This is a genomic window from Stenotrophomonas sp. TWI169, assembly GCF_039674705.1.
Classification (GTDB): Bacteria; Pseudomonadota; Gammaproteobacteria; order Xanthomonadales; family Xanthomonadaceae; genus Stenotrophomonas; species Stenotrophomonas maltophilia_P.
In genome coordinates this window covers 112,410-134,282 of the sequence record NZ_JBDJOB010000002.1, presented here as the reverse complement: position 1 = coordinate 134,282, position 21,873 = coordinate 112,410, and the positions used below count along the sequence as shown (strand labels likewise).

At 68.1% G+C, this 21,873-nt stretch carries 20 protein-coding genes and 1 pseudogene; all 21 read left to right on the top strand.

Going from position 1 to position 21,873, the window contains the following annotated elements; genetic code table 11:
- Window positions 1-468 (top strand): flagellar export protein FliJ, encoded by a 468-nt coding sequence (gene fliJ, locus ABE543_RS02310; RefSeq protein ID WP_053519598.1) that lies wholly within the window; start codon window positions 1-3, stop codon window positions 466-468.
- On the top strand, window positions 465-1,556 hold the full coding sequence (locus ABE543_RS02305) for a flagellar hook-length control protein FliK (RefSeq protein ID WP_346475239.1): 1,092 nt from the start codon (window positions 465-467) through the stop codon (window positions 1,554-1,556). Before fliJ ends, ABE543_RS02305 begins: the two co-directional genes overlap by 4 nt.
- Before the next feature lie 112 nt (window positions 1,557-1,668).
- Window positions 1,669-2,187 carry a flagellar basal body-associated FliL family protein gene (locus ABE543_RS02300; protein ID WP_053519600.1) on the top strand — a complete coding sequence of 173 codons (519 nt, stop codon included), beginning with the start codon at window positions 1,669-1,671 and terminating at the stop codon, window positions 2,185-2,187.
- A gap of 10 nt (window positions 2,188-2,197) precedes the next feature.
- Window positions 2,198-3,202 carry a flagellar motor switch protein FliM gene (fliM, locus tag ABE543_RS02295; RefSeq protein ID WP_065176161.1) on the top strand — a complete coding sequence of 335 codons (1,005 nt, stop codon included), beginning with the start codon at window positions 2,198-2,200 and terminating at the stop codon, window positions 3,200-3,202.
- Window positions 3,199-3,534, top strand: coding sequence for a flagellar motor switch protein FliN (gene fliN / locus ABE543_RS02290; protein ID WP_053519602.1), 336 nt, complete (start codon window positions 3,199-3,201; stop codon window positions 3,532-3,534). The genes fliM and fliN overlap by 4 nt, the downstream gene beginning before the upstream one ends.
- On the top strand, window positions 3,531-3,938 hold the full coding sequence (gene fliO, locus ABE543_RS02285) for a flagellar biosynthetic protein FliO (RefSeq protein ID WP_053519603.1): 408 nt from the start codon (window positions 3,531-3,533) through the stop codon (window positions 3,936-3,938). The genes fliN and fliO overlap by 4 nt, the downstream gene beginning before the upstream one ends.
- A gap of 1 nt (window position 3,939) precedes the next feature.
- Entirely contained in the window at window positions 3,940-4,722 is a 783-nt protein-coding gene (gene fliP, locus ABE543_RS02280; RefSeq protein WP_053519604.1) for a flagellar type III secretion system pore protein FliP, read from the top strand.
- A 93-nt stretch (window positions 4,723-4,815) separates the two neighbouring features.
- Entirely contained in the window at window positions 4,816-5,085 is a 270-nt protein-coding gene (locus ABE543_RS02275) for a flagellar biosynthetic protein FliQ (RefSeq protein ID WP_053519605.1), read from the top strand.
- 13 nt (window positions 5,086-5,098) lie between these two features.
- Window positions 5,099-5,890: a flagellar biosynthetic protein FliR gene (fliR, locus tag ABE543_RS02270; RefSeq protein WP_053519606.1), complete on the top strand. Its 792-nt coding sequence runs from the start codon at window positions 5,099-5,101 to the stop codon at window positions 5,888-5,890.
- Between the two features lie 163 nt (window positions 5,891-6,053).
- A complete protein-coding gene (locus tag ABE543_RS02265) occupies window positions 6,054-8,186 on the top strand; it encodes a bifunctional diguanylate cyclase/phosphodiesterase (RefSeq protein ID WP_111186092.1) in 2,133 nt (710 codons plus the stop codon).
- 72 nt (window positions 8,187-8,258) lie between these two features.
- The gene (locus tag ABE543_RS02260) at window positions 8,259-10,493 is read left to right on the top strand and encodes a CocE/NonD family hydrolase (protein ID WP_346475238.1); all 2,235 of its coding nucleotides are present in this window, start codon (window positions 8,259-8,261) and stop codon (window positions 10,491-10,493) included.
- 84 nt (window positions 10,494-10,577) lie between these two features.
- Window positions 10,578-11,708 (top strand): flagellar biosynthesis protein FlhB, encoded by a 1,131-nt coding sequence (gene flhB / locus ABE543_RS02255; RefSeq protein ID WP_346475237.1) that lies wholly within the window; start codon window positions 10,578-10,580, stop codon window positions 11,706-11,708.
- On the top strand, window positions 11,705-13,810 hold the full coding sequence (flhA, locus tag ABE543_RS02250; protein WP_346475236.1) for a flagellar biosynthesis protein FlhA: 2,106 nt from the start codon (window positions 11,705-11,707) through the stop codon (window positions 13,808-13,810). The genes flhB and flhA overlap by 4 nt, the downstream gene beginning before the upstream one ends.
- A 145-nt stretch (window positions 13,811-13,955) precedes the next feature.
- Complete coding sequence (gene flhF / locus ABE543_RS02245) at window positions 13,956-15,608, top strand: flagellar biosynthesis protein FlhF (RefSeq protein ID WP_346475235.1); 1,653 nt, start codon at window positions 13,956-13,958, stop codon at window positions 15,606-15,608.
- The gene (locus ABE543_RS02240; protein ID WP_053520065.1) at window positions 15,595-16,482 is read left to right on the top strand and encodes a MinD/ParA family protein; all 888 of its coding nucleotides are present in this window, start codon (window positions 15,595-15,597) and stop codon (window positions 16,480-16,482) included. The genes flhF and ABE543_RS02240 overlap by 14 nt, the downstream gene beginning before the upstream one ends.
- A complete protein-coding gene (locus tag ABE543_RS02235) occupies window positions 16,479-17,222 on the top strand; it encodes an RNA polymerase sigma factor FliA (RefSeq protein ID WP_053520064.1) in 744 nt (247 codons plus the stop codon). The genes ABE543_RS02240 and ABE543_RS02235 overlap by 4 nt, the downstream gene beginning before the upstream one ends.
- Before the next feature lie 57 nt (window positions 17,223-17,279).
- Window positions 17,280-17,672 carry a chemotaxis response regulator CheY gene (cheY, locus tag ABE543_RS02230; RefSeq protein WP_053520063.1) on the top strand — a complete coding sequence of 131 codons (393 nt, stop codon included), beginning with the start codon at window positions 17,280-17,282 and terminating at the stop codon, window positions 17,670-17,672.
- Window positions 17,672-18,277 carry a protein phosphatase CheZ gene (locus ABE543_RS02225; protein ID WP_053520062.1) on the top strand — a complete coding sequence of 202 codons (606 nt, stop codon included), beginning with the start codon at window positions 17,672-17,674 and terminating at the stop codon, window positions 18,275-18,277. The genes cheY and ABE543_RS02225 overlap by 1 nt, the downstream gene beginning before the upstream one ends.
- A 2-nt stretch (window positions 18,278-18,279) precedes the next feature.
- Window positions 18,280-20,112 carry a chemotaxis protein CheA gene (locus ABE543_RS02220; RefSeq protein ID WP_346475234.1) on the top strand — a complete coding sequence of 611 codons (1,833 nt, stop codon included), beginning with the start codon at window positions 18,280-18,282 and terminating at the stop codon, window positions 20,110-20,112.
- Window positions 20,113-20,213: 101 nt separating this feature from the next.
- Window positions 20,214-20,954, top strand: coding sequence for a flagellar motor protein (locus ABE543_RS02215; protein ID WP_053520060.1), 741 nt, complete (start codon window positions 20,214-20,216; stop codon window positions 20,952-20,954).
- A 1-nt stretch (window position 20,955) separates the two neighbouring features.
- Window positions 20,956-21,801, top strand: a pseudogene (motD, locus tag ABE543_RS02210) (flagellar motor protein MotD); the annotation flags it as partial.
- Window positions 21,802-21,873: the final 72 nt, after the last annotated feature.

The window sequence follows — 21,873 nt, the reverse complement described above, 5'->3', positions numbered from 1 at the left end:
ATGAACCAATCCAAGCGTATCGACCCTCTGCTGAGGCGGGCGCAGGAACATGAAGATGCGGTCGCCCGCGACCTGGCCGAGCGCCAGCGCCTTCTCGACACTCACCTGTCGCGTCTGGACGAACTGCGACGTTATGCCGAGGAGTACGCCAACGCACAGATGGCCGCGACCAGTCCCGCCCAGCTGTTGAACCGGCGTGCGTTCCTTGACCGCCTCGACAGTGCGGTGGAGCAACAGCAGCGCACCGTCGACGGCAACCGCGAGAAGGTCGAAGCCGAACGCGCGCGCCTGATCCTGGCCAGCCGCGACAAGGCGGTGCTGGAGCAGCTGGCCGCCAGCTATCGCGCACAGGAAAAGGTGGTGACAGACCGCCGCGACCAGCGCGAGATGGATGACATCGGCGCGCGCCGCTCCCGCCTGGCGCAGGCCGAGGACCAGGACGGCACAGACACCGGAGGCCGTTCGTGACGCCCTCCGCGCTTTCGGGCAGCAGCACGACGGCCACTCCGCCCGGCGTGGGCAGCAGCCCGTCGCGCACGGCACGCAGCGAAGGCGGCAAGGACTTCGGTCAGCTGCTGCAGGGCGGTGCGCCCGTCCCGCCCGCGGACAGCCCCGCGCCGACCGGCGTTGCGGCCACCGGCAGCGATGACGCCGCCAGCGTGCGGCCCCCCGCCAGCGAGCAGGCTACGGGCGAGGCCGCTGCGCCACCGGCCGGCAAGGCTGCGACCGACCAGGACGCGACGACGGAAACCGACGAAGCGCCCTGGCCTCCATTTGGACTGGCCGGGCTGGTGCTGGCCACCCCACTGCCCGCCGACCCTGCGGCCAGCGTCCCACCGTCCGCAACGGGCACAGCGCCTCCGGCCCTGGCGGCGACCACCGCCCCCCCATCGCCGGTTGCCGCGTCGCCTGCCGCCGTGGTGCAGTCACCCGCCACGGGCGTCGATGGCGAGGACGGCGCACTGTCCCTGCCTGTCCTGCCGACGGGCGACGCCGCGCTGGAGCGCAGCGGTGACACCGACAGCACGTTGCAGGGTGATCGTGCCCCGCCTGCACCCCTGCAGGCGCCCCTGCCCGCCGCACTGCAGGATCTGAAGGCAGCGCTGTCCAGCAACGCGGTCTTCAACGGTGAACCGACGCCGAAGCCGGTGCTTGGCGACGATGGATTCGACCAGGCCATCGGCGCCCGCCTGGGCTGGCTGGCCGACCAGAAGATCGGCCACGCCCACATCCGACTGAGCCCGGACGATCTGGGGCCGGTGGACGTACGCCTGCAGCTCAACGGTGACAAGGTCCACGCCAGTTTCAGCAGCCCGCACGTGGATGTCCGCCAGGCGCTGGAAAGCAGCCTGCCACGCCTGCGTGAACTGCTGGGCGAACAAGGCTTCCAGCTGGCCCACGCCGATGTCGGCCATCAGCCGGGCAGCGGTGGCGCACCTGCCGGCCAGGCCGGGCAGGAGGCAGGTCGGGGTGACGGAGAACCGACGCGGGGTGATGCCAGCCTGCCGGCCACCCCGTTGATCCGCCAGCGTGGCCTGCTGGACGCCTACGCCTGACAGTGCGCGACCTACGCAGGCCCTGCCGACGGAATTCCGTCGCACCCTGCTCCCGGTGCATCGGCACACCCCTTGCATATCCCGGTGAAGCAACCCTCAGGAGCTTCACCTCGTGGCCGCAGCCGCTGACAAAACCAAGAAGAACGTCGAAAAGGACAAGGCCCGCACGCCGCGCAGTCCGATCCTGATCACCGCGCTGGTGGCCGTACTGGCTGCCGCTGCCGCCGGTGGCGGCGTGTGGTTCTTCACCCAGTCCACGCAGGAAGAAAAGACCAGCCAGGCGCCGAAGAAGAAGAACGCCACGCCGGCACCGGCGCAGTACTTCGCGCTGGAGCCCGCGTTCGTGGTCAACCTCAATGGTCCCATCGACGGCCCGCGCTACCTGCAGCTGGAAGTGCAGCTGATGACCCGTGATCCGGCCGCGCTGGAGGCGATCAAGACCCACGCCCCGGCCCTGCGTGCACGACTGCTGATGCTGTTCTCGCAGGTCGAGCCGGCACAGATTGCCGATATCGCCGGCAAGAAGAAGCTGCAGGCCGATTCGCTGGCCGAGGTGCAGAAGGTGCTCAAGGCCGAGACCGGCAGCAATGGTGCCGACGATCTGCTGTTCACCAGCTTCGTGACCCAGTAAGGGCCCACCGATGAATGATCTGCTGTCCCAGGACGAGATCGATGCCCTGCTCCACGGCGTGGACAGCGGCGCGGTCGAGACCGACCCGGAGCCGCCCTCCGGCGAAGCGCGTTCATACGACTTCGCCAGCCAGGACCGCATCATCCGCGGCCGTATGCCGACGCTGGAAATGGTCCACGAGCGCTTTGCGCGCCTGTGGCGCATCGGCCTGTTCAACCTGATCCGGCGCTCGGCCGAACTGTCGGTGCGCGGCATCGAGCTGATCAAGTTCAACGACTACATGCATTCGCTGTATGTGCCGACCAACCTGAACCTGATCCGTTTCAAGCCACTGCGCGGCACCGGCCTGATCGTGTTCGAGCCGACCCTGGTGTTCGCCATCGTCGACAACTTCTTCGGCGGCGACGGGCGCTACCCCACCCGGATCGAAGGCCGCGAGTTCACCGCCACCGAGATGCGCGTGATCCATCTGCTGCTGAAGCAGACCTTCGCCGACCTGCGCGAAGCGTGGGCACCGGTGATGGACGTGGAGTTCGAGTACATCAACTCGGAGATCAACCCGCACTTCGCCAACATCGTGACCCCGCGCGAATACGTGGTGGTGTGCCGCCTGCATGTCGAGCTCGACGGCGGTGGCGGCGACATCCACGTCACCCTGCCGTACTCGATGCTCGAACCGATCCGGGAGCTGCTCGATGCCGGCATCCAGAGCGATCGCAACGACCGCGACGAAAGCTGGGGCCAGACCCTGCGCGAGCAGCTCAACATCGCCGAAGTGACCCTGTCCAGCGTGCTGGCCAGCAAGCGCATGACCCTGCGTGACCTGACCCGGTTGAAGGTCGGCGACATCCTGCCGATCGAGCTGAGCCCGCAGGTGCCGCTGTGCGTGGAGAACATCCCGGTGTTCACCGGCGAATTCGGCATCGCCAACGGCATGAATGCCGTGAAGATCACTGCTACCCATCCGCCGGGCACCCGCCCGCGCGTACCCGTCATCCAGGAAGACCCGCAATGAACGATACCGACGCCCTCGAACCGACTCCGGCCCAGTTCGGCACCCTGCACGCCGACGAGGCCTCCGGGGTCGATCTGAATCTGGACGTGATCCTCGACGTGCCGGTGACCCTGTCGCTGGAAGTCGGCCGCGCCCGCCTGCCAATCCGCAACCTGCTGCAGCTCAACCAGGGTTCGGTGGTGGAGCTGGAGCGTGGCGCCGGTGAATCGCTCGACGTATTCGTCAACGGCACCCTGATCGCACATGGCGAGGTCGTGGTGATCAATGACCGCTTCGGCGTGCGCCTGACCGATGTGGTCAGCCCGAGCGAACGCATCCGGAGACTGCGTTGAGCCTGCTGGCATCCACCCTGCTGGGCGTCGGCAAGGCCGCCGCCCCGGTCGGCCAGCACGCGGCCTCGGCACCGGGCCTGTTCGGCGCCGTGCTGGCGCTGCTGGCCGTGCTGGCCCTGGTGGTCGGCCTGGGCTGGCTGCTCAAGCGCCTGCCCGGCAGCGGCTTCCGCCCGGCCGACGGCATGAAGCTGGTGGCCAGCCTCAGCGTCGGCGCCAAGGAACGCGTCGTGGTGGTGGAGGTCAACGGCCAACAACTGCTGCTGGGCGTCACCGCCGGCAGCATCAACGCCCTGCACACCCTTTCCGAACCGCTGCCGCCGCCCGCGCCGGTGCGCGTGCCGGACCTGAAGAACCTGCCGAATTTCGCCCAGCTGCTGCAGCAGCGGCTGCGCAAGGACCCCTGACATGCGTGTCATCCGTACCCGTCCAGCTACCCTGATCGCGTGGCTGCTGCTGATTGCCCTGTGCCTGCTGCCCGCGCTCGCCTTTGCCGCGCCGGGCGCTGCTCCGACCACGCCACTGCCGGATGTCAACGTGGGCAGGATCGGTGGCCAGCCGGTCAGCCTGCCGCTGCAGACACTGCTGCTGATGACGGCGATCACCCTGATCCCGTCGATGCTGCTGGTGCTGACCTCGTTCACCCGCATCATCATCGTGCTGGGCCTGCTGCGGCAGGCACTGGGCACCGGCCAGACCCCGTCCAACCAGGTGCTGCTGGGCCTGGCCCTGTTCCTCACCGCGATGGTGATGATGCCGACCTGGGACAAGGCGTGGAGCAGCGGAATGGCGCCCTACCTCAACGGCCAGATCGACTTCCAGACCGCGTGGACACTGACCACCCAGCCGCTGCGCGGCTTCATGCTGGCGCAGATCCGCGAGACCGACCTGATGACCTTCGCCGGCATCGCCGGGCACGGCACCTACGCCAGCCCGGATGCGATCCCGTTCCCGGTCCTGGTCGCCTCGTTCGTGACCAGCGAACTGAAGACCGCCTTCGAGATCGGTTTCCTGATCTTCATCCCGTTCGTGATCATCGATCTGGTCGTGGCCAGCGTGCTGATGTCGATGGGCATGATGATGCTGTCGCCGATGCTGGTCTCGGCACCGTTCAAGATCCTGCTGTTCGTGCTCGTCGACGGCTGGGTGCTGACGGTGGGAACGCTGGCGGCCAGCTTCAATCCGGCGTGACCCGGACCGGCGTGATTGCAGGGGCCGCCAGCCATTGCCGGCGGCCGCATTGACCACCGCCGGGCAGGACCCGGCGCTACCGATGGAAAGACGATGTCTCCCGAACTTGCCCTGACCGAACTGCGTGGCGGCCTGATTGCCGTACTGTGGGTGGCTGGCCCGCTGCTGCTGACCGTACTGGTGGTAGGTGTGGTGGTCGGTGTCGTGCAGGCCGCGACCCAGCTCAATGAGCCCACCATCGCCTTCGTCGCCAAAGCGGCAGCGTTGACCGCCGTGCTGTTCGCCCTGGGCAGCCTGCTGATCGGCCATCTGGTCGAATACACCACGCTGCTGTTCCAGCGCATTCCGCACCTGATCGGCTAGGACGCGCACCGCGATGGATGCCGCCACCCAGATGGCTGCCGACGGCCTGCAGGCCTTCGGCATGATCGGCACCGTGCTGTGGACGATGCTGCGCATCGGCGCGGTAGCCATGGCCATGCCCATGGTCGGCACCCGTGCGGTGCCGGCGCGGATCCGCGTGGTACTGGCCGGTACCCTCGCCATCGCGCTCGCCCCGCTGCTGCCGCCCGTGCCGGAGTGGACCGGCTTCGATGCGGCCACCGTGCTGACCATCGCCCGTGAGCTGGCCATCGGCGTGGCCATCGGCTTCCTGCTGCGGCTGGTGTTCGAAGCTGGCGCGATGGCCGGCGAACTGGTGGCACAGGGCACCGGCCTGGCGTTCGCGCAGATGAGCGACCCCCTGCGCGGCGGCACCTCCGGCGTGATCGGGCAGTGGTTCTACCTGTTGTTCGGCCTGCTGTTCTTCACCGCGAACGGCCACCTCGCGCTGATCTCGCTGGTCGTGGACAGCTACCGGGCACTGCCGATCGGTGCGCCGCTGCCCGATCCGCACGCGTTCTTCAGCATCGCCCCGACATTCCTGCTGACCGTGCTGCGCGGTGCGCTGACACTGGCCATTCCGTTGACGGTGGCGATGCTGGCGGTGAACCTGGCGTTCGGCGTGCTCGCCCGTGCGGCACCTGCGCTCAATCCGATCCAGCTCGGCCTGCCGGTGTCGCTGCTGCTGGGCCTGTTCCTGCTGGTCCTGCTGGCCGGCGAAATGGGCCCCCCGGTGCAACGACTGTTCGATGCGGCGTTCCAGGCTGCGGACGCGGTCACACACTGACGCTTCCATCACGCTTTGCTGCTTGCCGTCCCCCCGGGGACGCGCGTTAGAGTGAATACGCGGCAACCGGGGGGATGCCGCACCTGGCGGCCGCTTCTGGCTGCCTGCCACATGCATGCCCCACCGTAGTTTCCGTCGACAGGCAGGTCCGGGAGACTGACGAATGCTGGTAGGCACGTACAACGCATGGCTGGTGGCAGTCTCGCTGTTGGTGGCCGTGATGGCTTCCTACACGGCATTGGCGATGGCCGGACGCACGGTCACGGCACCCGGCAGGGGCGCGACCTGGTGGTGGCGGCTCGGTGGCGGCTTCGCGATGGGCCTGGGCATCTGGTCGATGCACTTCATCGGCATGCTGGCCTTCGACCTGCCCATTCCGCTGGGGTACGACCTGCCGATCACCCTGCTGTCGCTCGCCCTGGCCATCGCCTCGTCGGTGTTCGCGCTCTGGCTGGTCTCGCTGCCCACCCTGCCACATCCACGCCTGGCAGGGGGCGCCTTGCTGATGGGCACCGGCATCGCCGGCATGCATTACGTCGGCATGGCCGCGATGCGCATGCAACCCGGCATCGACTACCACACGGGCTGGCTGCTGCTGTCGCTGCTGGTTGCGGTCGCTGCATCCTGGACCGCCCTCTACGTCGCCTTCCGCCTGCGCGCGCAGCGCACCCGGGTCGGTGACCGGCTGGCCGCCGCCGGCCTGCTCGGTCTGGCCATCGTGGGCATGCACTACACCGGCATGGCCGCCGCACGCTTTCCACAGGGCAGCATCTGCGGCGCTGCAGTGGGCGATGGCCTGCAGAGCACCTGGCTGGCGATGCTGGTGGTGGTGCTGACCGTCGCGATCCTGGCGGTGGTGCTGGTGGTGTCCTGGCTGGACCAGCGGGTGGAAGCGCAGCTGCTGCGCCTTCGCAACGCGATGCTGAGCACCTCGCTGACGGATGCGCAGGAGGAATTGACCCAGGCCGCGCTGCACGACCCCTTGACCCGCCTTCCGAACAGGCTGCTGCTGCAACGGCGCATCGTGCAGTCACTGGCCGAAGCCGAACAGGGCGGCAGCCGCTTCGCGGTGATGTTCATGGACCTGGATGGCTTCAAGCAGGTCAACGATGCCTATGGCCACCAGGCCGGCGATGCCCTGCTGGTGGCCGTCGCCGAGCGCACCCGCCAGCTGCTGCGGCCGAACGACCTGTTGGCGCGGCTCGGCGGCGACGAGTTCGTGCTGGTGGTGCGCATCGACCATGACGAGGACCTGCCGACCCTGGCCCGGCGCATCCTGCAGGCGGTGGGAGGCGGCCCGCTGCTGCCCGACAACGAGCTGCAGGTGACTGCCAGCATCGGCATCGCCATCTGCCCCGACCACGCCGCCAGCGAACGCCAGCTGATGGCCTTCGCCGACGCTGCGATGTACCAGGCCAAGGAATCCGGCCGAAACTCCTTTGTCCTGTTCGCGGATTGGATGAACGACAGCGCCGAACAGCAGTTCCGCCTGCTGGCCGACCTGCGCCGGGCGATCGGCAGCGAACAGCTGTTCCTGCACTACCAGCCGAAGATCCGCGTGGCCACCCAGAAGGTCGCCGGCGCCGAGGCGCTGATCCGCTGGCGTCATCCGGAACAGGGCCTTATTCCACCGGATCGCTTCATCCGCCTGGCCGAGCGCAGCGGCGCGATCAACGAGATCGGCCGCTGGGCGCTGGACCAGGCGTGCCTGCAACTGCGGCACTGGCACGACGCCGGCCACGAGGGCTGGTCGATATCGGTCAACCTGTCGCCGGTCCAGTTCAGCTCGCCGCACCTGCTGCGCGATGTGCGCGACGTGATCGAGCGGCATCGCATCACGCCGCGCAACCTGGTGCTGGAGATCACCGAAAGCACCGTGATGCGCGACACCGACACCAGTTTGCGGCTGCTGCAGGCGTTGTCGGTGCTGGGGGTCGGCATCTCCATCGACGATTTCGGCACCGGCTACTCCAGTCTGCTGTACCTCAAGCGCCTGCCGGCCACCGAGATCAAGATCGACCACGCCTTCGTGCGCGATCTCGAACACAGCGCGGAGGACGTGGTGATCGTATCGGCGATCGTGGCGCTGGGCCATGCACTGGACATGGACATTGTTGCCGAGGGCGTGGAAACGGCTGCCCAGCGTGCCTACCTTGAGCGGCTGGGGTGCGATTACCTGCAGGGCTACCTGCTCGGCCGCCCGGTCGATGCGGGCCGTTTCATGCAACTGCACGACCTGCCGCGGCCACGGGTGGAGCTGGCGCAGACCCCGCCCCCACCGGCCCCGCCGGGGTAACGTCGGACTCTCCGCGGCGGGCGGCCACCCACCGTATGATGGCCACGCGCCCGCCATTGCAAGGAACACCCCGTGACCTTACGCACTCTTCTTGCTGGCCTGCTGCTGGCGCTCACCTGCACCGGCGTGGCCGCCAGCGATCTGCGGTGGTCGCTGCCCCGCGATGCGCCGCCAGCACAGGTGGATACGGCACTGCAGGCGCTGGGTACGGAGCTGTTGCAGTCGGCAACGCTGACCGATGCACAGCGCTGCCACGCGCTGCTGGCCACGGGTCGCTACGCCGAGGCACGCGCCATGATCGAGAAGCTGCGCGCGATGCTGGCCGCTGCCGGCGATGGCGCGGCGGCCCAGCGCTGGATGCCGATGCTGCTGGCAAGCACTGGCGCGCGGGATGCGGAAGCGTATTCGCGCGCCTTCCATTCGGCCTTTGCTGGCCTGGATGATGTTGCCGCCGTGCAGGCCGATGCAGCGCTTGCCTTGCCTCCCGCTGCGGTACAGGCGCAGCTGACGCAGGCGCTTGCGGCACAGGCCGATGCCGCCACCGTGCCGCAGTCAGCCGCGCTGGAGCTGGTGCGCCTGCAGGCTGTGTTGCGCGCGCAGACCCTGGCTGCGGCACTCGCCCCTGCACTGCTTGACGCAGAACAGCAACGCCGCTTCGTGATCGACAGCGGATTGCGTATCCCCGTGGCCGAAGGGGTGGTGCTGTCCGCACAGCTGGCACGGCCCCGCAGCGCGTCCGCGCCGCTGCCGACGGCCATGCTGTTCACCATCTACACCGACCCGCCCAAAAACCGTCTGAAGATGCTGCTGGCCGCAGCCCACGGCTACGCCGGCATCGTGGTCGACGCACGCGGAAAAGGTCAGGGTACCGGCACCATCGCCCCCTACGAACACGACGGGGTGGACGCCAATGCCGCGATCGACTGGGTCAGCCGCCAGCCCTGGAGCGACGGTCGGGTCGCCATGTATGGCGGCAGCTATGAAGGATTCACCGCATGGGCGGCAGCGCGCCATCACCATCCGGCACTGAAGACCATCGTGCCCTACGTGGCTGCCATTCCGGGCCAGGGCCTGCCGATGGAGAACAACGTATTCCTCAGCGCCAACTACGGCTGGGCCTTCTACGTGGCCAATGGCCCGATGCTGGATGCCGACACCTATGGGCAGCAGGACCGGTGGTCACAGCTGCCCGGCCGCTGGTATGCCTCCGGCCGGCCGTACCGGCAGATCGACCAGATCGACGGCACCCCCAATCGCTGGCTGCAGCGCTGGCTCGCCCACCCGGCCTATGATGGTTACTGGCAGGCCATGGTGCCGTACGCCGAAGACTTCAGGGACATCCGCATTCCGGTACTGACCATTACCGGCTACTACGACGACGGCCAGATTTCCGCGTTGCAGTACTTCACCGATCACATGCGCTACCGGCCGGACGCCGATCATGTCCTGCTGATCGGGCCGTACGACCACGGCGGTGCCCAGGCCGCCAGCAAGCCGATGCACCTGCGCGGCTACACGGTGGACCCGGTCGCGCAGTTCGATACGCCTGCGCTGACCTTCCAGTGGCTGGACCACGTACTTCGCGGTGCCCCGCGCCCGGCGCTTCTGGCCGACCAGGTCAACTTCCAGCTGATGGGCAGCAACACCTGGGGGCATGCAGCCACCCTTGATGCCGCTGCAGGCGGCCACCGCACGTACTACCTGTCGGCAGCCGCTGAGGGCGACCATCACCCGTTGCAGGAACAGCGGCCAACGCCGGGAACACTGCGGCAGACGGTGGACCTCGCTGACCGCACGGAGGTCCGGCATGGCTACTATCCGTTCCCGATCGTGGCCGCCGGGGACGAGCCGGACACGGCACTGACCTTCCTCTCCGAGCCCTTCCCAGCACCGATGGACCTGATCGGACGCTTCTCGGGCGATCTGAAGGTCCGCATCAACAAGCGCGACATGGACTTCACGGTCACCCTGTACGAGCTGCTGCCCGATGGGCGCCGGATGCAGCTGTCCTACTACGTCGGCCGGGCCAGCCACGTACGCGACCCGACCACGCGGCAGCTGCTGGTGCCGGGGCGATGGACCGACCTGCCCTTCGATCGCACCCGCATGGTCGCCCGCCGCGTGGGCGCGGGCAGCCGGCTGCTGGTGAAGGTGGACGTGCTCAAGGACGCCATGCACCAGGTGAACCACGGCACCGGACGCGATGTCAGCGACGAGTCAGCCGCCGATGCCGGTGAGCCCCTGCAGGTGGACTGGCACAGCGACAGCACGCTGAGCATCCCGCTGCGGCCGGCCCTGCCCGGCTAGCGTCGAGCGTTGCCCCGGCGGTGAACCACGCGCCGCGGAACAGTTCTTGCAGGCAGCCCGGCATCCCCTGCCGCAGTGCCCGTGATGTCCGAGAACGAATCCGCCGGCGAAAAGACCGAACAACCCACCGAAAAACGCCTGCGCGAGGCCCGGGAACAGGGCAACCTGCCGCGTTCCCGCGAACTGGGGACCGCCGCGGTGTTCGGTGGCGGCGTGCTGGCGGTGATGGCCATGGGCGGCTCGATCGGCCGTGGTGCCACGCAATGGATGAAACAGGCGTTGAGTCCCGAGCAGGGGCTGCGGCAGAACCCGAAGGAACTGTTCGGCCATTTTGGCGACCTGCTGCTGCAGTTCATGCTGGTGATCACCCCGCTGGTGCTGGTCTGCCTGCTGGCCAGCTTCGTCGCCCCGCTGGTGATGGGCGGATTGCGCTGGTCGGCCAAAGCGATGATGCCCGACATCAATCGGCTGAACCCGCTGACCGGCCTCAAACGTCTGTACGGGCCGGAAGCCATCGCTGAATTCACCAAGTCACTGCTGCGCGTGGCGTTCGTGGGCGTCGCCGCCGGACTGGTGGTGTGGAGCGGCTTCGACACCCTGCGCGGGTTGATCCACCACCCACTGGAAACCGCCATCACCGATGGCCTGGGCTTCACCCTGCGACTGCTGCTGGCCACCGCCGGGGCAACGCTGGTGCTGGCGGCGATCGACGCGCCGTACCAGCGCTGGAACTGGATGCGCAAGCTGAAGATGACCCGCGAGGAACTGCGGCGGGAAATGAAGGAAAGCGAAGGCAGCCCGGAGGTGAAGGGCCGCATCCGCCAGCTGCAGCAGCAGATGGCCAACCGCCGGATGATGGAAGCGGTGCCCACCGCGGACGTGGTGGTGGTCAACCCGACCCACTACGCCGTGGCCCTGAAGTACGAGGGCGGCGCCATGAACGCGCCCACCGTGGTGGCGCTGGGCGTGGACGAGACCGCCCTGCGCATCCGTGAAGTCGCCGATGGCAACAAGGTCGCCATCGTCTCCGCCCCGCCTTTGGCACGCGCCTTGTATCGGGAAGGCCAACTCGGAAAGGAAATCCCCGTGAGACTGTATTCGGCCGTGGCCCAGGTCCTGTCCTACGTCTACCAGCTGCGCGCCTGGCGCACCGGCCCGATGCCGGGCGCCCCGCACATCGAGGTGGATGAATTCGGCAAGGGAGGCCGGGCATGAGCGCGCAGGCCTCGTCCGGATTCAACACCCGCCGGGTGCTGGAGATGATCCGCCAGGGGCTGGGCGCGCCGCTGATCGTGCTGGCGCTGCTGGCGATGGTGGTGGTGCCGCTGGCGGCGCCCGTGCTCGATGCGCTGTTCACCTTCAACATCGCCATCTCGCTGATGGTGCTGCTGGCGGTGGTGTACGTGAAGCGCCCGCTGGATTTCACCATCTTCCCGATCGTGCTGCTGGTCACCACCATGCTGCGGCTGGCACTGAACGTGGCCTCCACCCGCGTCATCCTGCTCAACGGCCAGAACGGCCACGACGCGGCCGGCAAGGTCATCGCCGCGTTCGGTGAATTCGTGATCGGCGGCAACTACGCGGTCGGCATCGTGGTGTTCGCCATCCTGACCATCATCAACTTCGTGGTCATCACCAAGGGCGCCGGCCGCGTCTCGGAAGTGACCGCACGCTTCATCCTCGACGCCATGCCCGGCAAGCAGATGGCCATCGATGCCGATCTCAACGCCGGCCTGCTGACGCGCGAAGAAGCCAAGCTGCGCCGCGAGGAGGTCCGCGAGGAAGCCGACTTCTATGGCGCGATGGACGGCGCCAGCAAGTTCATCCGGGGTGATGCGATTGCCGGCATCCTGATCCTGTTCATCAACATGCTCGGTGGCCTCGCCGTGGGCGTGCTGCAGCATGGCATGCCGTTCGGCGATGCCGCTGCGACCTACACCCTGCTGTCCATCGGTGACGGTCTGGTGGCGCAGCTGCCGGCCCTGCTGGTTTCCAGCGCAGTGGCGATGCTGGTCACCCGTGCCTCGCGCTCGCAGGACATGGCACAGGCGATGACCGGCCAGGTGTTCGGCCAGTACCGTGCCCTGGCCATCACGGCCGGCATCATCGGCCTGGTCGGCCTGGTGCCCGGCATGCCCAACGTCGCTTTCCTGACGCTTGCCTCCATTCTCGGCTTCATCGCCTGGAAGCTGTACCGGAAGGGACAGGCACCGGCCCCGAGCGACGCTGCCGGCAGCGACCCCGGCGCGGTCAGTGCGCTGGGCCGACCGGCGGCGCCGGCCCCCACCGCGGAACTGAGCTGGGACGAACTGCGCCCGGTCGACCCGCTGGGGCTGGAGGTCGGTTACCGGCTGATTCCGCTGGTGGACAGCAATCAGGGCGGCGAACTCATGGCACGCATCAAGGGTGTGCGGCGCAAGCTGACCCAGGACGTGGGATTCCTGATTCCATCCGTGCACATCCGCGACAACCTGGAACTGCCGGCCAACGGCTACCGCGTGCTGGTGCATGGCGTGCCGGTGGCAACCGCCGAGATCCATCCCGACCGCGAACTGGCGCTGGACCCCGGCAGTGCGCTCGGCCCGCTGGACGGCATCGCCGGCAAGGATCCCGCCTTCGGCCTGGACGCTACCTGGATCCAGCCGCACCAGCGCGCCCAGGCCGAAACCATGGGCTACACCGTGGTCGACCCGGCCACCGTGGTCGCCACCCATCTTTCCCACCTGATCCGCGAGCATGCGCCGGAGCTGCTGGGCCACGAAGAGGTGCAGCACCTGCTGGCCAACCTCGCCAAGAGCGCACCCAAGCTCGTCGAAGATCTGACGCCCAAGGCGCTGCCGCTGTCGGCCGTGGTGCGGGTGCTGCAGAACCTGCTGGTGGAACGCATTCCGATCCGCCAGCTGCGCAAGATCGCCGAAGCACTGGTGGAGCACGCGCCGTCCAGCCAGGACCCGGCCACGCTCACCGCCGCAGTGCGCACCGCGCTCGGCCGCTTCATCGTGCAGGAGATCGCCGGAATGTCGGCGGAGCTGCCGGTGTTCACCCTCAACCCGCAATTGGAACGCGTCTTGCAGGAGTCCACGCAGGGCAACGGCGCCGCGCTGGAACCCGGGCTTGCCGAGCGACTGCATCAGAGTCTGGCCGAATGTGTCAGCAAGCAGGAAGCCCGCAACGAGCCCGCGGTCGTGCTGGTTCCCGGCCCGGTACGTGCCGCGTTGGCACGCCTGGTCCGTCACAGCGTTCCGTCGCTGTCGGTACTGGCGTACAGCGAAGTGCCGGAGGACAAGCGCCTGAAGCTGGTCGGAACGATCAGCTGACGCCGCCCACCGATGCGTCAGAAAACAGACACCACCTTCGAACCACCGCAACAGACAGATGCCAAGGGGAACCCGTTCCGTGCAGACCACCGACCACCCGCGTTCTCCCACCACCACCCCGCCGTCCCCGTCCCGTGACCACAGCATGAAAATCAAACGATTCGTCGCCGCCGACATGCGCTCGGCCATGAACCTGGTGCGCAAGGAACATGGTCCCGATGCTGTGATCCTGTCCAACCGCCGGATCGAGGAAGGCGTCGAGATCGTCTCCGCAGCCAACTATGACGAGAGCGCGGTGCAACGCGCGCTGGAAGCCTCGCGGCGCGACGTGGCTCCGCCGCCGCCGAAACCGCGCACCGCCGCGGATGCAGTGATCGCCGCGGTCACCCGTCGCCGCTCCGCGACACCTGCCCAGCAGCCGGTGACGGCCACCACATCGGCCGTGGCCGCCCTCGCCCGCGCGGCCGTCGGTGCCACCGGCCGCACCCTGGACAGTGCGGACGAGATCGTGCCCACCCGCGGCAGTTCCGGCTTCGCTGCCACCCTGGCGCGTGCCACCGTCAACGATCCGGCACTGCCGGAGCAGATCTTCGCGCCGTTCGCGAGCGCCGTCGTGGCTCCCGCACCGGCGCCCGCCAACCGCGCCCGTTTCCTGATCGACCCGCCGCAGGACGAGCATCACGCATCCCCCGCGCCGGCAGTGCTGCCGCCGCCGCTGCCGATCACCGCTGCGGCCACTGCGCAGGCCGAGTCCGTGCACCCCGAGCCGCCGTACGCGCAGGACGTTGCCGAGACCACGCCAGCCCCTGCCGCTGCCGCTGAAGCGGAGACCGCGCCGGCCCCGGCGCCGCTCCTTGCCCCGGCGCCGGTACTGACGGTGGTTGCACAGGACGATGCCGAGATCCGCCAGCTGCGCCACGAAGTGGCCGGCATGCGCCAGGTCATCGAGCGCGAGATGAACCGCTTCACCGACGAGCGCCTGCGCGGCTGCCCGGTGCGGGCGACCGCCCTGGACCTGATGGACGAGTACGGATTCGATGCCGGGCTGGCCCGCGATGTGGCCATGCAGATACCGCTGGAAACCGAAGCCCACCGGGGCCGAGGGCTGATGCTGGGCCTGATCTCGCGCAGGCTGCCGATCGCGCCGGTCGATCCGCTGGAAGAAGGCGGCGTGATCGCTCTGGTCGGTCCGACCGGGGCCGGCAAGACCACCACCATCGCCAAGCTCGCCTCGCGCTTCGCCGAGAAGCACGCGCCGCGCGATGTGGCCCTGGTCACCACCGACACGCTGCGCATCGGTGCCCGCGAGCAGCTGTACGGCTATGGCCGCCAGCTCGGCATCGCGGTGCATGAAGCCAACAGCGGTACCGACCTGGACCAGCTGCTGGAGCGGCTGAAGGACTACAAGCTGGTGCTGATCGATACCGCCGGCCTGGGCCCGCGTGACCGCGCCCTGGCCGCGCAGCTGCAGTGGCTGCGTGCCGCCCGCCAGGTCCGCACTCTGCTGGTGCTGCCGGCCAATACCAGCTTTGGCGACATGGACGAGGTCGTGCGCCGCTTCGGCGCGGCCAACCTGCAGGGCCTGGTACTGAGCAAGCTGGATGAGACCGGCCGCTTCGGCAACGCCCTGTCAGTGGCGGTAGACCACGCGCTGCCGATCACCTGGGTGACCGATGGCCAGGACGTTCCGGACGACCTGCACCGGGCCAGCGCGGCCAATCTCGTACTTCGCCTTGAAGATTTGCGCCGAGCGGCCGATATGCCCTGCAACCCGGAGTTGAACCATGCCGTCGCGTGAGTACGCCAAGCTGACCAAGACCTTCCCGCTGTCGGCCACCCGCAGCGAGCCGCTCGGCCCTGTGCGCACCATCGCCGTGACCGGCGGCAAGGGCGGCGTCGGCAAGACCAACGTCTCGGCCAACCTGGCCGTGGCGCTGGCCGGCATGGGTAAGCGCACGCTGCTGCTCGACGCCGACCTGGGCCTGGCCAACATCGACGTGATCCTGGGGCTGAATCCCACCCACACCCTGGCGGATCTGGTCGCCGGCCGCTGCTCGCTGGAAGACGTGATCGTCGAAGGTCCGAACGGCGTGCTGGTGGTGCCGGCCGCGTCCGGTCGGCGGCACATGGCCGAGCTGGCCCCGGCCGAGCACATCGGCCTGGTGAACGTGTTCTCCGAACTGGAACGCGAGCTGGACATCATGGTGGTGGACACCGCCGCCGGAATCACCGACGGCGTGCTGACCTTCTGCCAGGCCGCACAGGACACGGTTGTCGTGGTCTGCGACGAACCGGCCTCGATCACAGACGCCTACGCACTGATCAAGGTGCTGTCGCGCGAGCGCGGCGTGGACCGCATCCAGGTGGTGGCCAACATGGTGCGCGACCCCAACGAGGGCCGCGTGCTGTATGAAAAGCTGACCCGGGTCTGCGAGAAGTTCCTTGCCGATGTCTCGCTGAACTACCTGGGCTGCGTGCCGCAGGATGACTGGCTGCGCCTGTCGGTGCAGCGCCAGCAGCCGGTGGTGAAGGCCTATCCATCCAGCCCGGCGGCGCTGGCGATCACCGAGATCGCCCGTCGCACCGCCCGCTGGCAGGCCCCCACCGAGCCACGCGGTGGCGTTGAATTCTTCCTCGAGCGCATCCTCAAGCAACGCGGGGTGGCAGCATGAAAGGCGCGGCCCAGTACAGGGAAGTCCAGCGCTCGGCGGCGACCGAGGTCATCGCCCAGCACTCGGACCTGGTGCGGCGCATCGCCCATCACCTGGCCGCACGCCTGCCGGCCAGCGTCGAAGTGGACGACCTGATCCAGGCCGGCATGATGGGCCTGATCGAAGCCTCGCGCAGCTACGACGCCGACCAGGGTGCCTCGTTCGAGACCTATGCCTCGATCCGCATCCGCGGCTCGATGATCGACGAGATCCGCCGTGGCGACTGGGTACCGCGCTCGGTGCATCGGCGCGCCCGCGATGCGGCCGCCACCATCCGCCGCCTGGAGCAGACCACGGGCCGTGCAGCCAGTGCCACCGAGGTGGCGGCGGCCATGGACATGCCACTGCCCGAATACCTGCGGCTGATGGAGGATGCCTCGCGCGGCCAGGTGCTGAGCCTGGAATCGCGCATCGAAGACCAGGGCGAACTGGACACCGTCGCCCAGGGCGGACCGACACCGCAGCAGGTCCTGGAACGTGGCGAATTCGGCCGCGAACTGGGCAAGGCCATCGGCCATCTGCCCGAACGCGAACAGCTGGTGCTCTCGCTGTACTACGAGCAGGAGCTGAACCTGAAGGAGATCGGCGCGGTTCTCGGCGTGAGCGAATCGCGCGTCTGCCAGATCCACGGCCAGGCCGTGCTGCGCCTGCGCGGCCGGCTGAAGATCTTCGAGGCCGCGGATGCCGGGCTTGAAGAATGAACATGCCTGCGGCGGCCACGGCCACCGCGGGCGACTGAACAACAAAGGAACTCCGCTTTGAACAAGAACATGCGCATCCTGATCGTCGACGACTTCTCGACCATGCGCCGCATCGTCAAGAATCTGCTGGGCGATCTGGGCTTCACCAACACCGCCGAAGCCGAGGACGGGCATGCCGCACTGTCGATGCTGCAGAGCCAGCCGTTCGACTTCGTGGTCACCGACTGGAACATGCCGGTGATGACCGGCATCGAACTGCTCAAGGCGATCCGCGCCGATGCCAAGCTCAAGACCCTGCCGGTCCTGATGGTCACCGCCGAGGCCAAGCGCGAGCAGATCATCGAAGCGGCGCAGAGCGGCGTGAACGGCTACATCATCAAGCCGTTCACCGCGCAGACGCTGGAAGAGAAACTGGGCAAGATCTTCGAACGCCTGGCGGCCAGCGCCTGATGGACGCCACGGTCGACAAGAACGCCCTCGCCCTGCGCCTGCAGGAAGCCCTCGACGCGCTCGAATCCGGCGACGAGAGCGCCTGGCGCCAGCGCATCGATGCCCTGGTGGCCGCACGCACGCAGCCGATGATGAGCGGCCTGTCACGGCTGGCCCGCGAACTGGGCCAGGCCCTGGGCGAACTGCCGACCGTCCCCAGCGAGGCGGGCGAGCTGGACGACGCCTGCGCGCGCCTGGACCATGTGGTGGCGATGACCGAACAGGCCACGCACCGCACCCTGGACCTGGCCGAAGAGTGCCGCAGCCTCACCGAACAGCTGCGCGCCGAAGGCCTGCAGCCGGGGCAGGATGCGCAGCTGGAACGCATCCGCCACAACCTGACCGAGATTGCCCTGACCCAGAGCTATCAGGACCTGACCGGACAGATCATCCGTCGCGTGGTCGGCATCGTCCGCCGCGTGCACGAAGGCTTTGGCGCGCTGGGCCTGCCACCGGAGCAGCATCGCACCGATCCGGCGCTGGCCGGACCGGCACTGAAGGGACTGGACCGCCACGCGGTCTCTCAGAACGACGCCGACGACCTGTTGTCGGACCTGGGACTGTAAGCATGAGCGCGGTATCCGACGACATCACCGCCGATTTCATCATCGAGGCACAGGAAATCCTGGATCGCCTCGGCGAACAGCTGGTGTCGCTGGAACAGGCGCCGCAGGACGCCGACCAGCTCAACGCCGTGTTCCGTGGCTATCACACGCTCAAGGGCGGCGCCGGCTTCCTCGGCATCACCGCCATGGTCGAGCTGTGCCATGCCGCCGAAGAGGCACTGGGCGCCGCCCGCGCTGGCCAGGCGGTGCTGCAGCCGCATCACTTCGATGCCGCACAGCAATCCCTGGACTACCTGCAATCGATGCTGGATGCCGTGTCTTCCGGCAACGAACCCGGCTATGCCCCGCCGGACCTGATCGCCCAGTTCGACGTGCACGGCACTGCTGCGCCGGCCGCCGCCGCTCCCGCAGCGGCCGCACCCGGTGCCGGTGACCTGATCACCGACGACGAGTTCGAGGCCCTGCTCGATCAGCTGCACGGCAGCAACGCCCCCACCGCGGTGGCGACGCCGGCCAAGGCCGACGATGGCCTGATCAGCGAGGATGAGTTCGAAGCCCTGCTTGACCAACTGCACGGCGGCGCCGCCCCTGGCGCGAAACCCGTGGCTGCCCCGGCGGCGGCGGCGCCTGCACTGCCCGCACCGCGCCCCGCGGCCGCCGCTGCCAAGCCCGCGGCCAACAAGCCGGTGGCCGAGGCCGAGCACACCGTGCGCGTGGATACCAAGCGGCTGGATGCGATCGTCAACCTGATCGGCGAGCTGGTGCTGTCGCGCAACCGGCTCAAGACCCTGCGTGCGCGCCTGCGCGACGAGGAACTGGACCGCGCCGTGTCGACCCTGGACATCGCCACCGCGCGCCTGCAGTCGGCAGTGATGCGCACGCGCATGCAACCGGTCGGCAAGGTGTTCTCGCGCTTCCCCAAGGTCGCCCGCGATGTTGCCCGCTCGCTGAAGAAGGAAGTGGACCTGGAGCTGGTCGGCGCCGAAACCGAGCTTGACCGCAACCTGGTCGAGGCCCTGGCCGACCCGCTGGTGCACCTGGTCCGCAACGCCATCGACCATGGTGTGGAGATGCCCGATCTGCGCGAAGCACAGGGCAAACCACGCATGGGCCACGTGCGTCTGTCGGCCCAGCAGGAAGGCGACTACGTCAGCATCGAGGTGCAGGACGATGGCGCCGGCATCGATCCGGAAAAACTGCGCGCGAAAGCACGCGAAAAGGGCTTGATCGACCCGGAGGCGGCGGCCCGGCTGAGCAGCGAGGAATGTCTGCACCTGGTGTTTCTGCCCGGCTTCTCCACCAAGCAGCAGGTGACCGACATCTCCGGCCGCGGCGTCGGCATGGATGTGGTGCAGTCGCGCATCCGCGAGCTCAGTGGGCAGATCCAGATCCAGTCGGAACTGGGCCGGGGCAGCCGTTTCCTGATCCGCGTGCCGCTGACCCTGGCGATCCTGCCAACCCTGCTGGTGCAGGCCGGCGAGGACGTCTATGCGCTGCCGCTGGCGCGCGTGATGGAAGTGCTGCATGCACCGCGCACCTCGCTGGGCTGGTTCGATGGCCGGGCGGTGCTGGATCGTCGCTCGCACACCCTGCCGCTGGTCGATCTGCGCCAGTGGCTGGATGTGACGCCCGCCGCCTCGGCGCTGCTCACCATCGTGGTGCTGCAGGCCGGCGAGGCGCGCTTCGGCCTGGTCGTGGACCAGGTCCGTGGGCGCGAGGAAGTGGTCATCAAGCCATTGCCGAAGGCCCTGCGCGGCCTGCGCGGCTACGCCGGTGCGACGCTGATCGGTGATGGCCGGATGGCCCTCATCCTCGACGTAGATGGCCTGCGATGACGCTCGCCGGGCCATGCCTGGCGAACCAGAAACTGTGACTACCGTCTGTACGCGATCGACCGGTGTCTCAAGTCCCATTCACACACGCCGATACCGGACCCATGGATAGACTCAGCCTCATCGGACTCTTTCTCGCCCTGGCCTCGCTGGTCGGCGGCAGCATCCTCAAGGGCGCCGGACTGGCGTCCCTGTGGTCGCCTGCGGCGTTCGTGATCGTCATCGTCGGCACCATCGCCGCGATCCTGCTGCACACCGCACCCGCCGTATTCAGGCATGCCTTCCGGATCGTGCGCTGGGTCGTGCGCCCGCCGCACAGCGATCGTCGCGAGCTGATCCAGCAGATTGTCGAGTGGAGCAACATCGCCCGCCGCCAGGGCCTGCTGGGCCTGGAAGCGCAGGTGGAAGCGCAGCAGGATCCGTTCCTGCGCAAAGGCCTGCAGCTGCTGGTCGATGGCGTCGAGCCCGAATCGATCCGGCACATGCTGGAGATCGAGCTGGGCAGCCAGGAACACCGTGACCAGGCCGCTGCCAAGGTCTTCGAGGGCATGGGCATCTATGCGCCGACGCTGGGCATCATCGGTGCGGTGCTGGGCCTGATCGCCGTCATGAAGAACCTGGCCGACCCCAGCAAGCTGGGGCATGGCATCGCCGCCGCCTTCACCGCCACCATCTACGGCATCGCGTCGGCCAACCTGCTGTTCCTGCCGATCGCCGCCAAGCTGAAGGGAGTGATCGCCCACAACAGCCGCGACCGCGAGATGGTCATCGAAGGCCTGATCTCGATCGCGCAGGGCGAGAACCCGCGGAACATCGAAACCAACCTGTCCGGCTTCCTGCACTGACATGGCCCGCCGCAGACACCACGAAGAGCACGCCAACCATGAAGCATGGGCGATCCCCTATGCCGATCTGATGACGCTGCTGCTGGCCTTCTTCGTGGTGATGTATGCGATCTCCTCGATCAACGAAGGCAAGTACCGGATCATGGCCGATGCGCTCACCGATGCCTTTGGTGGCGCGCCGCGCACCATCAATCCGGTGCAGGTCGGCAACAAGCAGGTGCAGGGGGGCGGCTGGGACAGTCCTTCGGTGATCAAGTCCGGCACCAAGATCGGCCCTTCCGCACCGGCACCCTCGCACGACCCTACCCTGCTGCCGGCCATGGCCTCGCAGATGCGCATGCCGGTCTCGGTGCACGACCAGCAGCAGATCGCCCGTGCCGAGCGCCAGCTCAGCAGCATCGCCGACCGGTTGACCGCCGCGCTGTCGCCGCTGATCGAGCGCGGCATGATCAGCGTGCGCCGCACCGAGCTGTGGATCGAAGTGGAGATCAACAGCGACATCCTGTTCCCGACCGGCTCGGCGGCGCTGGACGTGCACGCGCGCGGGACGCTGTCCAGCCTGGCCGGTGTGCTGCGCGACGTACCCAACAGCGTGCGGGTGGAAGGCCACACCGACAACGTGCCGATCGCCACCGCCACCTTCCCCTCCAACTGGGAACTGTCGGCCGCGCGGGCCGCCAGCGTGGTCCACCTGTTCGCCGACCAGGGCCTGCAGCCCTCGCGTCTGGCCATGGTCGGCTACGGCCAGTTCCGCCCGCGCGAGGACAACGACAGTGCGCAGGGTCGCAACCGCAACCGGAGGGTGATGGTCATCATCCTGGCCGATACCTCGCACTCGGTCGACCCGCTGGGCCAGCGCCTGAACGCCGCCAACGGCGCGGCCGACCCGTCCGCCGGGCCTGCGGCAACACCCGCCACA